The sequence below is a fragment of the Actinomadura sp. genome, from assembly GCF_044508335.1.
In the GTDB taxonomy this organism is placed as follows: Bacteria; Actinomycetota; Actinomycetes; order Streptosporangiales; family Streptosporangiaceae; genus Spirillospora.
The window spans coordinates 36,822-51,247 of the sequence record NZ_JBIQHY010000025.1 but is presented as its reverse complement, the minus strand read 5'-3'; the positions used below and the strand labels follow the sequence as shown (position 1 = coordinate 51,247).

General features: G+C 71.3%; 13 protein-coding genes. 3 read left to right on the top strand and 10 right to left on the bottom strand.

The features are described 5' to 3' along the window. Positions 1-9: 9 nt before the first annotated feature. The 6 genes from ACIWVC_RS12250 to ACIWVC_RS12225 all read right to left on the bottom strand — a co-directional run bounded on the left by ACIWVC_RS12250 (position 10) and on the right by ACIWVC_RS12225 (position 5,873). Positions 10-714, bottom strand: a complete 705-nt coding sequence (locus ACIWVC_RS12250; protein ID WP_396446175.1) for an ABC transporter ATP-binding protein — start codon at positions 712-714, stop codon at positions 10-12. After that, entirely contained in the window at positions 711-2,633 is a 1,923-nt protein-coding gene (locus ACIWVC_RS12245) for an ATP-binding cassette domain-containing protein (RefSeq protein WP_396446174.1), read from the bottom strand. Before ACIWVC_RS12245 ends, ACIWVC_RS12250 begins: the two co-directional genes overlap by 4 nt. A 21-nt stretch (positions 2,634-2,654) precedes the next feature. After that, entirely contained in the window at positions 2,655-3,524 is an 870-nt protein-coding gene (locus ACIWVC_RS12240; protein ID WP_396446173.1) for a branched-chain amino acid ABC transporter permease, read from the bottom strand. Between the two features lie 28 nt (positions 3,525-3,552). After that, positions 3,553-4,740 carry an ABC transporter substrate-binding protein gene (locus tag ACIWVC_RS12235; RefSeq protein WP_396446172.1) on the bottom strand — a complete coding sequence of 396 codons (1,188 nt, stop codon included), beginning with the start codon at positions 4,738-4,740 and terminating at the stop codon, positions 3,553-3,555. A gap of 53 nt (positions 4,741-4,793) precedes the next feature. After that, positions 4,794-5,258, bottom strand: a complete 465-nt coding sequence (locus ACIWVC_RS12230) for a cupin domain-containing protein (protein ID WP_396446171.1) — start codon at positions 5,256-5,258, stop codon at positions 4,794-4,796. Positions 5,259-5,531: 273 nt separating this feature from the next. Then, positions 5,532-5,873, bottom strand: a complete 342-nt coding sequence (locus ACIWVC_RS12225; protein WP_396446170.1) for an ArsR/SmtB family transcription factor — start codon at positions 5,871-5,873, stop codon at positions 5,532-5,534. 79 nt (positions 5,874-5,952) lie between these two features. Between ACIWVC_RS12225 and ACIWVC_RS12220 the strand changes: the two genes are divergently transcribed. Together ACIWVC_RS12220 and ACIWVC_RS12215 are read left to right on the top strand one after the other, a co-directional pair. Beyond that, complete coding sequence (locus tag ACIWVC_RS12220; RefSeq protein ID WP_396446169.1) at positions 5,953-6,957, top strand: zinc-binding alcohol dehydrogenase family protein; 1,005 nt, start codon at positions 5,953-5,955, stop codon at positions 6,955-6,957. Between the two features lie 151 nt (positions 6,958-7,108). Further along, positions 7,109-7,822 carry a FadR/GntR family transcriptional regulator gene (locus ACIWVC_RS12215; RefSeq protein ID WP_396446168.1) on the top strand — a complete coding sequence of 238 codons (714 nt, stop codon included), beginning with the start codon at positions 7,109-7,111 and terminating at the stop codon, positions 7,820-7,822. Positions 7,823-8,034: 212 nt separating this feature from the next. On the opposite strand, the gene ACIWVC_RS12210 is transcribed toward ACIWVC_RS12215, so the two are convergent. Further along, entirely contained in the window at positions 8,035-9,045 is a 1,011-nt protein-coding gene (locus ACIWVC_RS12210; protein WP_396446167.1) for an NADPH:quinone reductase, read from the bottom strand. A 176-nt stretch (positions 9,046-9,221) separates the two neighbouring features. After that, positions 9,222-11,342: an MMPL family transporter gene (locus ACIWVC_RS12205; RefSeq protein ID WP_396454149.1), complete on the bottom strand. Its 2,121-nt coding sequence runs from the start codon at positions 11,340-11,342 to the stop codon at positions 9,222-9,224. A 125-nt stretch (positions 11,343-11,467) separates the two neighbouring features. Here ACIWVC_RS12205 and ACIWVC_RS12200 point away from each other — a divergent pair, with 125 nt between their 5' ends. Beyond that, a complete protein-coding gene (locus ACIWVC_RS12200; RefSeq protein WP_396446165.1) occupies positions 11,468-12,070 on the top strand; it encodes a TetR/AcrR family transcriptional regulator in 603 nt (200 codons plus the stop codon). A gap of 447 nt (positions 12,071-12,517) precedes the next feature. Here ACIWVC_RS12200 and ACIWVC_RS12195 read toward each other — a convergent pair whose 3' ends face one another. Together ACIWVC_RS12195 and ACIWVC_RS12190 are read right to left on the bottom strand one after the other, a co-directional pair. Further along, complete coding sequence (locus ACIWVC_RS12195) at positions 12,518-12,922, bottom strand: RidA family protein (RefSeq protein WP_396446164.1); 405 nt, start codon at positions 12,920-12,922, stop codon at positions 12,518-12,520. A gap of 34 nt (positions 12,923-12,956) precedes the next feature. Beyond that, complete coding sequence (locus tag ACIWVC_RS12190) at positions 12,957-14,342, bottom strand: flavin monoamine oxidase family protein (protein WP_396446256.1); 1,386 nt, start codon at positions 14,340-14,342, stop codon at positions 12,957-12,959. Between the last annotated feature and the right edge of the window lie 84 nt (positions 14,343-14,426).

Below are 14,426 nucleotides of genomic sequence, written 5' to 3'. Positions count from 1 at the left end.
GACGGATGGTTAGAAGTAGGCGGCGCTGAGCGTGTCGTGGCCGAAGGCGTCATCGATCGGCTCGGCCAGGCCGTCGCGCATGATGTACCCGCGGTCGCATCGGGCACCGAGCAGCGTGGTGTTCTGGTCGACGAGCAGCACCGACAGGTTCTGCGTCCGGGCCACCCGCGCGAGCACGGCCGAGATGTCCAGTGCGGCCTTGGGAGACAGGCCGAGGCTCAGCTCGTCCACCATCAGCAGCACCGGCCGGGCCATGAGCCCGCGGGCGACGGCCAGCATCTGCTGCTCGCCGCCGCTGAGCAGGGCCGCCCTGCGGTCGGCCAGCTCGGCCAGGCGCGGGAAGGCGTCGAGGACGCGCCTTTCCTCCCGTGCCGCGCCGCCCGCCTTCCCGGCCGCCACCGCCCCGTACCGCAGGTTCTCCCGGACCGTGAGGGTCGGGAAGACCTTTCGCCCCTCGGGGACGTGGACCAGGCCGAGCCGCGCGACGGCGTCCGGGCGGGAGGGCAGGCGGTCGCCGCGCAGCAGCGCACGGTCGCAAGAGCGCGGGATGGCTCCGGACAGCGCGCGCAGCAGGGTGGTCTTGCCCGCCCCGTTCAGCCCGGCGATGCCGACGGTCTCGCCTTCCCGGATCTCCAGGTCGCAACCGTGCAGGACGGGAACCCCGCCGTAGCCCGCGCGCAGCCCGCTCACCTCCAGGATCGTCTGCGTGCTCATTGGATCGCTCCCGGGACGGGGGTCTGGGCGGACGGTGCACCGTCCCCGACGAACACCTCGCGCACCAGCGGGCGGTCGAACACCTCCTCGGGGTCCCCCGCGGCGATGACCCGCCCCGCCGCCAGGACCGTCACCTCCTGCGCGACCTCTTTGACCCAGCCGACGTGGTGGGAGACGACCAGGACCGTGAGCCGTGCGCGGAGTCTGGCGATCAGCGCCGAGACCGCCGTCATCTCCGCACCGCTCAGCCCCGCCGTGGGTTCGTCCATCACCAGGACGGAGCCGTTCATCGCCACCGCGCGCGCGATGTCGACGAGCTTGGCCTCGGCCAGGCTGAGCGCGCTCGCCGGTGTGCCGTGGCGGTGCTGCGGGACGCCGACGAAGGCCAGCGCCTGGGCGGCTTTGCGCCGTTCGGCGCGTTCAGCGCGGCGGTGAAGGCCGAGCAGGTCGCCGAGCAGCCCGGTCCGCTGCTCCCGGCGCAGCCCCAGCGTGACGTTCTCCAGGCAGGACAGGTCCGGCACCAGCGACGGATTCTGGAATGTGCGGCTGACGCCCGGCCGCCGGCCCCGCCTGCTCCCCGGCCGGCCGGAGGCCGCGACAGGTTCACCGCCGACGGTGATGTGTCCGGCGGATACCGGCTCCAGTCCGCTGACGCAGTTGAGAAGCGTGGTCTTTCCGGCCCCGTTCGGGCCGACGAGGGCGTGCACATGGCCCGGCTTGACCGTGAGGCCGGCGCCGTCGAGCGCCCGGACGCCGCCATAGTCGATCACGAGGTCGTCGACCTTCAGGGCGTCCTGCCGGTTCCCCTCCGGGTCGGCGCTCATGACTCCCTCGGGGGTGGTGTCCGGCCCGGCCGACAGCAGAGGATCGGGGGGCGCATCGCCGGCACCGTCGTCGCCGGAGTGGCGGCCTGCAAGGCTCTGGCCGCCGGAGCGGCCCGCGGTGGCTCGTCGCAGACCCGTCCGACGCCACAGGGCCCGGAACGGCGTCTCGACCAGGCCGAACAGGCCGTCGCGAAAGAGGACGAGGGCGCCGAGCAGCAGGGCGGCGAAGAGGATCTGCTGGTAGGACTCGGCGATCTGCAGGTAGTCGGGAGTGAGCGTGAACACGGCCGCACCGGCGATCGGGCCGGCGATGCTGCCGAGCCCGCCGACGGCCGCCATTCCGAACAGGATGATCGACTGCTGCGCGCCGAAGCTCTCCGGAGCGATGTACCCGGCTCCCAGCGCGAGCACCACCCCGGCGGTGGCGGCGAGCGCCGACGAGTACGCGAAGGCGGCCAGCTTGGTCCGGCCCGGTGACACGCCCAGGGTCACCGACACGGTCTCGCTGCGCTTCACGAGCCGCAACGCGCGGCCGGCGTGCGAGTCGCTGTAGTTGCAGCTGAGCACGACGGCGATGAGGAGCACTGATGCGCACAGGTAGTAGTAGCCGGTGCCCTGGCTCAGGTTCACCGACCCCAGGGCCATCGCCGGGACCTGGAGCCCGGACGCCCCCTTCGTGATCGAGGCGAACGTCGTCCCGGACAGCACCGTGGTCACGGCGTAGGAGAGGAAGAACGTGCCGAGGACGAGTCCGAACGCGCGGAGCCGGATGAAGGGCAGGCCGATGATCGCGCTGATCGCGGTGACGAGTGCGACGGAGCAGACCGCCGCTGCCGCCGGCGGCATTTGCGCCTGGCCGGCGAGGATGGCGTAGCCGTAGGCGCCGAGGCCGACGAATCCGCAGTGGCCGAACGAAGGCTGGCCGAGGTAGCCGCTGAAGATGTCGAGGCCGATCGCCGCGATGGCCCAGGCCATCGTGGTGGCCATGAGGAACTGCAGCGTCGGGCTGATGGGCAGCAGTCCGGCGACGGCGAAGACCGCGACCAGGGCCAGGGCGGCGGGCCGGGTGTGCCCGCGCGCGAGTGGTGTCAGCATCAAGGGCCTCCTGAGAGGGCGTCAGAGACGCTCGGGGGTGGGTTCGCCGAACATGCCGTAGGGGCGCACCAGAAGGGTGAGGAGGAAGAGCCCGAAGACGGCGAGCAGTGAGAGGTCGGCATTGCCGTAGTAATGCACGAAGCCCTGCACGACGCCGACGGTGACCCCGCCAGCGAATGCGCCGCCGAGGCTGGTGAGGCCGCCGATCACGACGGCCGCGAATACGTACAGCAGGGACTCGTCCATCATCCCGGCCGAGACCAGGGTGGTCGGCGCGGCGAGGATGCCGACGACGGCGGCCAGGACGGCGGTGAGCGCCCACGACGCCGCTTCGAGGCGGCGGACGTTGGCGCCCAGCAGCCGCGCCGTCTCGCGGTCGGCGGCGACGCCGCGCAGCAGCAGCCCGGCCCGGGTGAACCGGAACGCCCACGCGAACGCGGCGGTCAGGATGAAGGCGATGGCCAGGACGCCCAGGTCGGCCACGGTGAGGCGCAGCGGCCCCAGGGTGAGCGCCCGGGCCGGGAAGAGCCGGGGGAAGGAGAACGGCTGCCCCTCCCCCAGGCCCTTGTCCGTGAGCGCGAACAACAGCAGGTAGAGCCCGAGCGTGCGCACCGTGAGGTTCGGCACCCCGGCATCGTCGCGGTACCGCATGACGACCGTGTAGATCACGGTTCCCAGGACGCCCAGGCCGACCAGGCCCAAAGTGATCGCCAGTGCGAGATTGAGATGGTGCCGGACGGCGAGCTCGTAGACGGCGACCGCGCCGAGGGTGGCGAGGCTCCCCGCCGCGAAGTTGGGGACTCCGGTCATCTTGAACAGGACGACGATGGCGAACCCGAGCATCCCGTAGAGCAGGCCGGTAGCGATCGCCGTCGTCAGTACATCCAGCATGGGTCGCCTCCTCGGGCGCGTGCGGTCACTACCTGTCCGTGCGGATCGGCAGTGTGCCCTTCACCGTGAAGCGGCCGTCCTTGAGACCGAGCAGGAACATGCTGCGCAATCCCATGTGGTCGCCGGCGGAGAATCCGACCGGCGGCAGCAGCGCGGAGACCTCGGCGCCGTGCATCGCCTCGAGCGCCTGCTTCAGCTTGGTCCGGGTCGGCTGCGCGCCCGCCTGCTCCATCGCCGCGACGAACACCTGCGCCGCGGCGCATCCGTAGAGGGCGAACGCGTCCGGAGCCGTCTTGGGCTTGTACTTGCGCAGCGCCGCCAGGCACTCGGCCGCCCGCGGGTCGTTGACCGGGACGGTGGGCGAGGCGGTCAGCAGCAGTTCGGCGGCCTTGGGGCTGAGTGCGTCGGCGAAGCTCTGGGAGGCCAGCACGGAGACGCCGAGGACGCCCTTCGCGGGCAGGTGACCGGCCGAGGCCATGGCGTTGAGCATCCGGGCCGCGTCCGGCGCGAGCACGGTGAGCATCAGATAGTCGGGCTTGGCGGCGGCGGCCTTGAGGGCGGCCTGCTGGAACGGCGCGTTCGCGGCGGGCAGCAGGGCCGAGTCCAGGAAGCGCGCCTCCGCCGCGGCGGTTCCCGCCTTCGCGCCGGCGACATCGTCCTCGTAGCCGGGGATCTGCGATGTCACCGCGTACACCGACCCCTTGCCCTCCTGCTTGAGCGCGAACGGGATGAGCGAGCGGGCCTGGTCGCTGTACAGCGGCAGCAGGGAGTAGACGTCCGGCTGCGTCGGCCGCACGAGCGCGGGAAGTGCGGCGTACGGGAACAGGTACGGCAGGCCGGTTCCCTTGAGGGTGGTGGCGATCGTCGCCGCGGTGACCGTGCCGCACCCCCCGAAGAGGGCGAACACGTTGTCCGAGCGCAGCGTCCGCACGTTGGCGGCCGCCCGGGGGGCTTGGTACCCGTCGTCGAGAACGGTGTTCGCGATCTTGCGGCCGTGCACCCCTCCGGATGCGTTGACCTGCGCGAACCATGCCTCGGCACCGGCGGAGGTCGGCAGGCAGACCGACGAGACGGGACCGGTGAGCGCGTTGGAGGTGCCGATGCGGATCTCGGTCTTGGTGATGCCGGCCGAGTCGCTCGCTCCGCCGCCGCCGTTCGAGGCGTCGACGCCGCATCCGGCGGCGGCCAGCGCCACCGCCGACAGCGCGGCCGTCACGGCGGTCCGCCGGTGGCGACGCGGCCGATCCGGCCGGCGCCCCGCCGCCCCGGTCATCGGGTCACCCCATGCGCCGCCAGGGCCTCGGCCTCGCTGTCCCAGTAGCTCTTGTCGTGCCAGCGGCTCGGGACCGGGGCCGTGCAGGTCTCCCCGTCGGCGACGAGCCGCGGAGCGTCGATCCCGTCGAGGATCAGGCCGGGCGTGTGCATCTCGATGAGCTCGCAGGAAGCGTCGGACCGGTTCCACGCCCAGTGCACCGCGTTCGGCGGAATGCGCAGGAAGTCGCCCGTCCGCAGGTGATAGGCGGTGTCCTCGATGAACACCCAGATCTCTCCGGACTGCACATAGTTGAGCTGCTCGCAGTCGTGGGCGTGCGGCTCGGAGTGGTAGCCGCCCGAACGAGCGGCGATCATCATGCTGGAGTTCTGGCCGAGGACCTGCTTGGTCCGCAGCTCGCCTCCGGCCACCTTCATCTCAACGACCTGTTCGTTGACCTGACTGGCTTCCGCGAAGAGCATCGCGTGTCCTTCCGAGGTGTACGGCCCGCGCCGTCGGGGTGGCTTCTCGGGTCCGCCCGGCGGTGGACGGAACCGGCGTCCTTCGCGGCTGGGCGGAAGGCAGGGGGTTCCCGTCGCGACGGCATCGCCATCGCGACAATGCCACCGATTGGGTGATTGGTGGATTGGCTCAACCAAAGAACCACTGCCGAGGCAGTCCTGTCAACACGTCCGCGTGCACGACATGGACCGGCGCCGCGGAGACGGCGGCCGGCAAAAGATCACGGACGTCCGTCAAGCACGACCCGATTGCTCCTCATAGGCGGACATGACCGCCTCCAGGAGGCCGGGGAAGCGCTCTTGGAGATCGCTCTCCCGCAGGGTGGTCCAGCGGCGCGTGCCTTCCTCGCGCTGGCGGATGATTCCGGCCTCGCGCAGTACCCGGAAGTGGTGGGTGAGCGTGGAGGGGGCGACGTCCACGGGGAAGGTGCCGCAGGCGCGCTCGGGTGAGGCGCGCAAAGTCCGCACGATCGTCATCCGAGTGGGATCCGACAGCGCGTGCAGCACGTCCAGCACATCGAACTGGTCCGGATCCGGATGAAAGAGCGCCGCGCGGCGCCGCTGCGATCTCGGCATCTCCCCACCTCTCGTTCGACATCTATCGTACAAGCTATGTACGATGTTCGACGTACTACGAACATCGAAGGAGTTTGCCGTGGACGCCCTTGTCATGACCGAGCCCTCACACGGAACGGACCGCACCGAGGTCCGCGAGATTCGGACGCCACGACCGGGCCCGGGCGAGGTGACCATCGACGTCGGCTACGCCGGGATCAACTTCCTCGACGTCATGGCCCGCCGCGGCGACGCCGGCTATGCCGCCGCCTGGCCGTACACCCCGGGCTTGGAGGTGTCCGGCACCGTCCGGGAGATCGGCCCAGGCGTGTCGAGCCTGACCGCCGGGCAGCGGGTGGCCGCGTTCACCGGGGCCGGGGGCCTCGCCGAGGTGGTCCTGGTGGATGCCGCGTACGTGGTGCCGGTGCCGGACGAGGTCCCGGCCCGGCTCGCCGCGGCGGCTCCCCTCATGCTCACCGCCGCGCTGATCCTCCTGGAAGACGCCGCGGGCCTGCGACCGGACAGGACGGTTCTGGTCCATTCGGCGAGCGGCGGCATGGGCAACGCCTTCGCGCAACTCGTGCCCGTCCTCGGCGGAGGGCGGCTCATCGGCACGGTGGGCCGCCCGGAGAAGGCCGCATCGGCGCTCAAGAGCGGATACGACGTGGTCATCGCCCGCGACGGCGATCTGGTCAGGGCGATTCGGGAGGCCACCGACGGCGCGGGGGTGGACATCGTCCTGGACCCGCTGGGCACGGCCATGCTGGAGACCGATCTGGCGGTCACCGCGCCCGGCGGCCGGGTCGTGCTGTTCGGCAACGCGGAGGGCGGACAGCCGGGGCCGCTCCCCCCGGTGGGGCGGCTGATCGGCGGGAACCTCTCGATCGGCGGGTTCAGCATCAGGGGCCTGTGGGCCTCGGCGCCAGGCCGCGCGTCCGCCGGACTGCTCCGCGCCCTCACGCTGCTCGCCGATGGCCGTTTGAACCTCGCGATCAATGAGGTCGAGTCCCTCGCCGACGTCCCCGCCGTCCACCAGTCGCTCGCCGAAGGCCGCGGCGAGGGCAAGTACGTCGTTCGCCTCCGGGGTGAACGCGCCGGAGGATGACATCCGGCGGTCAGGCCAAAGCGCCGCCGCGAATGTTTCCCCGCATTGAGGTCCCGGGCCGGTGCGGGTTCGGTCGCCGGGGCACTGGTCCTTGACATCAGCGCCCCGGCAGTGGATGGTTGGATGAACCAACCATCCAACTGGAGTCGCGGTGACAGAGATCTTCAGGGCGGTGGAGCGTCCTCGCTCAGCGGCGTCCGGGGTCGAGCAGCACCTCAAGGAACTGATACACGCGGGCCGTTTGGCAGCCGGGGACCGCCTCCCGCCCGAACGCCAGCTCGCCGAACGCCTCGGGGTGAATCGCTCGACGCTGCGCAGCGCACTGCAGTCGCTCGCCGAACAGGGGATACTGAGCGGCCGCCAGGGCGCCGGATGGGTCATCCAGCCGTCCGGTGAGATAGTGGCCGCCAACCTCGCCACCTATCTCAGCCTGGAGGACGTCACATTCGATCAATTGTTTGAAGCCCGTCGCGCCGTGGAGCCGCCGATCGCGGCGAGCGCGGCACGGCACCGGACGGACGAGCAGATCACGGCGCTCCGCGCATGTATCACCGCCATGCAGTCGACCACCGACAGCGAGTCCTATCTCCAGGCCGACTCCGACTTCCACGCGCTCCTCGCGGTCGCCTCGCACAATCCGGTGTTCTCCGTGCTGATCACCCCGACGCTGAGCTTGCTGGAAGACGTGCGCCGCCGCCTTGTGGCAGAGCAGCGCGTCATCAGCGCCAGCCATCGGGAGCACCAGCAGATCCTCGACGCCGTCGAAAGCCAGGACCCCGAGGCGGCCCATCGCGCGATGCTCGGCCACATCGATCGATTCGTGGACAGCAGCAACACGATCATGCGCGACGACCCCGCCCGCTGACCGCCGCACGGCGGCAAGGATCGCGGTGGCGCTCGCGGGCCATGGCGAGCGTCGGGCGGGCCGCGGCGATCGTCCCGCGTTCCTCCGCTGGGGAACGGGGGCATCCGGTCGGCGTCGTCCGGCTCGGCCCGGAGCCGACCCGGGCGCCGTCGCCGGTCCGGCCTGCCGGACGCCGGCCCGGCCTCGCCCTGGCACGCCGCCCGGAGCTGATCTCATCCCGGTGCTTGAGGCCCATCGCCGGCCACGGTGACGAGCGTCTTGCCGATCCCGGTTCGCCGTTCGACGGCCCTGTGAGCGGCGGCGATGTCGAGGAGCCGATACCGGGCGGCGATGGGGTGAGTGAGCGCGCCGCGAAGCAGCAGACTGGTGACATCGTCGATCGCCGAGCGCATCGCCTGCGCCGGCATGGCGAAGACGAGAACCGTACGGATCGTGACGCAGCGGCGCATGAACGAGTAGAAGGGGAAAGCCGGCTCCGGAACGGCGTCGGAGGCATAGGTCGCGATGGTCCCGCCGGTGGCGATGATGGCCTCGGTGAGCGAAAGGTTGGCGCCGAAGGCCACATCGACGACCCGATCCACACGACGGCCTCCCGTGAAGCCCAGGATCGCTTCAACGGCGTCAGGCCGCCTGTGGTCCACAACGTGATCGGCGCCGGAACGCCGCGCGGCCTCCTGCTTTTCCGGGGCACCGGCGGTGGCGATCACCGTGGCGCCACCCCATCTGGCGAGTTCGATGGCGTAGTGCGAGACCGCGCCCGCTCCCCCGGTGACCAGCACGGTCAGGCCATCGACGGGGCCGTCGGCGAAGACGCAGCGGTGTGCGGTCAGCGCCGGCACGCCCAGGCACGCTCCCGCTTCGAACGGCGTGTTCGACGGCATGCCGATCGCCTGAGCGGCGGGCACCACGACGAACTCGGCGGCGGTGCCAAAGGGCCGCTCGTGGTTGGCCGAATGCACCCAGACCCGCTGGCCGATCCGCTCGGCCGGTACGCCGGCTCCGACCCGGTCGATGACCCCGGCTCCGTCGTCACCGGGGATGACCCGGGGCGTTCGGATGGCACGCCCGCCGACTCCGGCCCGCCGCTTGACGTCAGCCGGGTTGACCCCGGCCACTTCGATCCTGACGCGCACCTCGCCGGGTCCGGGCTCGGGGTCGGGCATCTCGCCGACGACCAGTACTTCATCGGCCATGCCGTTGCGGTCGTACCATGCGGCTTTCACGCGGGACCTCCATTTTTCAGCTCGGGCCTGCTCGCCGGCACGACCACGCTTATTGGCCCATTGGTTCAACCAATCCACCATAGTGCGGGAGACACGTCAAGTGACGCCTGCGCGCCGGACCGGCCTCTGGCGTGCACGACCAGCGCCTTGGAAAGGACGCGCGGCGGGTCGCGGCGTCATCGCACCTCCTGCGCTTCGGGTCCGCTGGAACCGGCGCGCACGCGCCGCGCGGGCCGTCCCGGCCGCCACCAGGCCGCCCGGCCGAGGACGGCCAGCACCGCAGGGACGAGCACGAGCATCGCCAGCACCGCATACAGAGCGATAGCGGTCGCCAGCCCGAAGCCGAAGAGGTTGACGACCCGCTGGTCGTTGAAGACGAACGAGGTGAAGACGACCACCATCACCGAGGCCGCCGCGAGGATCACCCGTGAGGTGGACGCCACCCCTTCGATCACCGCGCGCCTGGCATCCCCGTCCCGGCGGAACTCCTCGTGGATCCGGCCGAGCAGGAAGACCGCGTAGTCGGTGGAAAGGCCGAACAGCACCGCGAACAGCATGACCGGGGCGAACGACTCCACCGGGCCGGGCTGCGCGCCGATCAGCCCCGCCGGCCACCAGCCCCACTGGAACACCGCGACCACGGGCCCGTAGGCGGCGCCCACGGCGAGCAGGTTCATCAGCACCGCGACGACGGGCACGGCGAGCGATCTGAACTCGGCCAGGAGCAGCAGGAACGCCAGGCCGGCGACGAGCAGCACGAACCAGCCCATCCTGGCGCCGAGCCGGTCGGCCAGGTCGATGCCGGTCGCGGTGGCCCCGCCGATGTGCGCCTCGGCGCCGGGCGCCGCGTCCGGCAGGACGTCCGAGCGCAGCGTGTGCACCAGGTCCTCGGTGGCGGCCGAGTCGGGCGCCCCCTCCGGGATCACCGTCAGCACCGCCGTGCGGCCCTGCGGGTCGGGCCGCGGCGGGAGCACGTCCCGCACGCCGCCGGTCTGCGCGATGGCGTCCCGCACGGCCATCGCCCGCTGCGGTGCGCGGCCGTGCCGCCCGTAGTCGACGGTGACGAGCAGCGGCCCCGTCCAGCCGGGCCCGAAGGCCGCGTCGACCATCTCGTACGCCTGCCGCTGCGTGGAGCCGGGCGGCTGCGAACCGCCGTCGGCGGTGCCGAGCCGCAGCGACCCGAGCGGCAGCCCCAGCAGCACGAACGCGCCGACGGCGAACACGATCGCGGCCCACCGGAACCGGACCACCGCGCGGGCCGAGCCGCTCGCGGCGCCGTGCGGCGGCCTGCGGCGGCCGATGCGCAGCCGGTCCAGGTTGCGGCCGAACGCCCCCAGCAGCGCGGGCAGCAGCGTCACCGAGGCGAGCAGCGTGAGCGCGACCGTGATCGCGCTGGCCAGCCCGAGCGCCGCGACGAACGGGACGCCGATCGAGTACAGGCTGAGGATGGCGACGATCACGGTGGTGCCGGCGACCAGCACCGAACGCCCCGCCGTGCCCATCGCGGCGGCGATCGCGTCCGCCGGGGCGAGGCCGCGCGCCATCTCCTCGCGATGCCGGGTGACGACCAGCAGGGCGTAGTCGATCCCCACCCCCAAGCCGATCATGGCCGCGACCACCGGCCCGGACGTCCCGATGGTCAGCACGCCGGACAGCATCGTGATCAGCGACAGCCCGGCGCCCACGCCGGCCAGTGCGGTGACGATGGGGACCAGCATGGCCGCGAACGACCCGAACGCGAGCAGCAGCACCAGGACCGCCGCGACCAGGCCGTAGACCTCCTGCCCGGACGGCCCCGTCTCGGCCTGCACCGCCGGACCGCCGAAGGCGACCTCGACGCCCGGCCCGCGCACGGGGTCGAACGCCGCCTGCGCCTTCTGCACCGACTCCCGGGGGATGTCCTTGGCGCGCTCCGTGAACTGGACGCTCGCGATCGCGGTCCGGCCGTCCGCGGACACCATGTGCCGGGCCGGCCCGAACGGCGACTGGGCCGACGCCACGTCCGGCTGGGCGCGGACGTCGGACACCGCCGCCTGCACCTTCCGCCGGACGTCGGGCGAGATCGCGCCGCGCTCGCTGTGGACCACGACCTGCATGCCGTCCCCGGCCATGTCGGGGTAGCGCGCCCGGAGTGTGTCGTAGGCGGACTGCGAGTCGGTCCCGGCCAGGGTGAGGTCGTTGCTGAACGACTCCCCCGCGGCGCGAACGCCCGCCATCGCGCCGACGACCAGCAGAGCCCACGCGGCCAGCACCCACCACCGGTGCCTGGCCGAGAAACGGCCGAGAGCGGAGAGCACGCCACCACCTCCTACGGAGAAGACACATGTTTAGACGCATGTAACACAGAAGTGTAGACACGTGTTCCACCCCGCGGTGTGGCGTAGATTCATAGCCGGACGCGCATCCCGACCCGGAGGAGCAGATGACGGTACGGTCGCCCGGCTTCCGCCGGCCCCGTCAGGACGGACGACGGCGCGTCCGCGCCCAGCTGCTCGACACCGCGCTGCGGCTCTTCAGCGAGCACGGCTACATCGGCGTCCGGGTGGAGGACATCGCCAAGGAGGCCGGGGTCTCCCGGGCGACCTTCTACAAGCACTTCGCCGAACGCGAGGAGATCCTGGCCGAACTGTTCGACCGGCTCGTCCAGGACGACCCCCTGCCCACCCCGCCCGGGCCGGACACCGAGGCGCTGCCGCGCGTTCGCGAGCTCCTCACCGCCGCGGCCGCCCGGATGGTCTCCGACGAGCAGCTGGCGAGGTTCGTCTACACGCTCCCGATCCGGCACGCCGCGCTGCTGGGCGAGGGTGCCCGCCCGCCCGTCATGGAGCAGGTGGAACAGCTGGTCGAGCGGGGCGGCGCGGCGGGCGCCGTCCGGACCGACGTCCCGCCGACCCTCATCACCGCACAGATCGCCCGCACCTTCGAGGCCGCGATGCGCGACTGGGCCGAGCACCGCGCGGAGAGCGCGACCGACCACCTGTCCCTGCTGCTGGACCTGACGTTCCATGGCCTGGCCCCGGCCTGACCCCGCGTCCGCCGCACAGGGGGCCGGCCGAGCCCTGAGCGGTGCGGCCTCACTGCTGGGCGTCGATTCGGACGGCGATAAATCACCTTATTTTTCTGACTAAAGTTGTGAAACGCTGTAATGTTCTAAACGCTATACACTCCTGACTTCCGGCGTTAACTTCGATATCCCTCCCTGCTCGCGGCAAGGGGTCCTCCGGAGTCGACGCTCCCTCGGATCCGTTCGCCGCGGCTGGCCAAGGCAGGGGCCTGGAAGGGGACCGGGTCGCAGGCGACTCCCCAGCACCCGCCTGCGGCCCGGGGGCCTGCCCCAGCCGAGTTGTGGGGGCTCGTGAATGCTCCCTGCCCGGGGATGAGCGCCGCGGCCGACGCACTGCGACACGGCCTGGCCCGCTGAGGGCCGGGCGGGCCGGGCCCCCGCCCGTCCCGCCCGGCACCACGTGCGGTCTCAGCGTCGGGCGATGGCGGCGATCTCGACCACGAGTCCCGGAATCGCCAGCCCGGTCACTCCGAGCGCGGTCCACGCGGGGTACGGCTCACCGATGAAGTCGTCCTTCACCTTCGGGAACCAGTCGAGCATGGACTCGACGTCACCGACATGGTGACTGGTCAGGCTGACGATGTCGCCGAAGCCGAGACCGGCCTCCGCCAGGACCTCCCCCATTGCGTTGAACGCGTTCCTCGCCTGCTCGGCGGGGTCCTCCGGAGCCTCTCCGTTCTCGTCGAGCCCGATCTGCCCGGAGATGAACAGGAACCCGCCCGCGTCGAAGCCGGGCGAGTAGTGGTATTCGGTGTAGTTCTCCTGCATCGACGCGGGCACGATGGGCCGCCCGCGGTCACGTGACCGGGTCATCGTCTCCTTCTCCTGCCGTCGCCGGGTCCGCATCTCACGCCAGGCGGCCCAGCACGTCGGTCGCCGCGATCTTGCCCGCGCGCAGCGCGCCCTCGATGTAGCCGGACCACATCGGCGCCGCCTCGGTGCCGGCGAAATGGATGCGCCCGGCGGGCTCGCGCAGGGCCGAGCCCGCGCTGCTCAGCAGCCCCGTGGGCATGAAGGTGACCGGCGCCCCGCCGGTCCAGGGCTGGAGGGTCCAGTCGGTCTCGTGCACCCAGCGGACGTCCCGCGCCTTCTCCCCGAAGTTGTTCACCAGGATCTCGATGAACCGCTTCTCGCGCTCCTCGGGCGAGTAGGAGTGCCAGACGTCGAGATGCCTGCCGCCGATGAACCCCACGATCGTCGCCAGCGAGTCGCTGGGCTTGCTCCCGTCGAACACCCAGAACGCGAGGTCCCCGCACTCGAAGACCGCTCCCGAGTGCCCGCGCTCCTGCCAGAACGGCTCGTCGTAGCGGACCTGGTACTTCGAGAGCCGCCCCATCGGGGCTCTCACCTGCAGCTGGGCGCGCTTGGCGGGCAGGGGCGGATCGAAGACCACACGGGAACCCGCGCTGGGCGGGGTCGCGAGGATGGCGTACTTCGCCGTCAGCCTGCGGTCGCCCGAGTAGACGGCGACGCCCGAACGGCCCTGCTCGATCCTGGTCACCGGCCAGTTCAGGTGGACGTCGTCGCCGAGCCGCTCCGCGATCAGCTCGGTCACCTGCCCCATCCCGCCGACGAACCAGGCGACCTGGGCGCCGCTGCGGGTCCCGATGAGCGACTCGATGCCTTCCCCCTGGTGGACGAAGTAGGCCCAGTAGGCCATCGACACCTCGGTCGTGTTCGCGCCGTTCAGGATGTTGACCATGACCTCGTGGATCAGGCGAGCCTCAGTGCTGTGCACGTTCTGGTCCAGCCACTGCGCGACCGTCATGCCGTCCAGCTCGGCGACGTGCTCTGACGCCCAGGGCGCCGCCCAGCCCAGGCGAGCGCCGGCGTCGTCCAGCAGCTTGAAGGACTTGGCCAGTTCCTCGGCCCAGCCGGCACCGGAAGGCGGCTGGTCCTCCTCACCGACGACCACATCCCCGTTGAAGACGAAGAGGTCGTTGCCCGGTTTGACGGACGAGACCGTTTCGAGGCCGAGTTCGGCGCCGAGTTCCGGCAGGAGAACGTGCGTCTCGCCGATCCACTGGCCTCCGTAGTCGATCGCCCCGCCGGGGGCGTCGGTCTTGCTCGACCACGTCCGGCCGCCGACCCGGTCCTTGGCCTCGACGAATTTGACCTTGACGCCCTGGTCATTCAGCAGCTTCGCCGCATAGGAGCCGGAAGGCCCGGCCCCGATCACGATGACATCGGCGTCAGTTGGGCTTTTCATGAGCACTCCTTGATGACGGGTGATTGCATGAACCGGCCTATCCGGCTCTTTTTCCGGAGCCGAGCAGGCGAACGCTGTGGCTACCTACCTTGTGACCTTTGCCGCGCC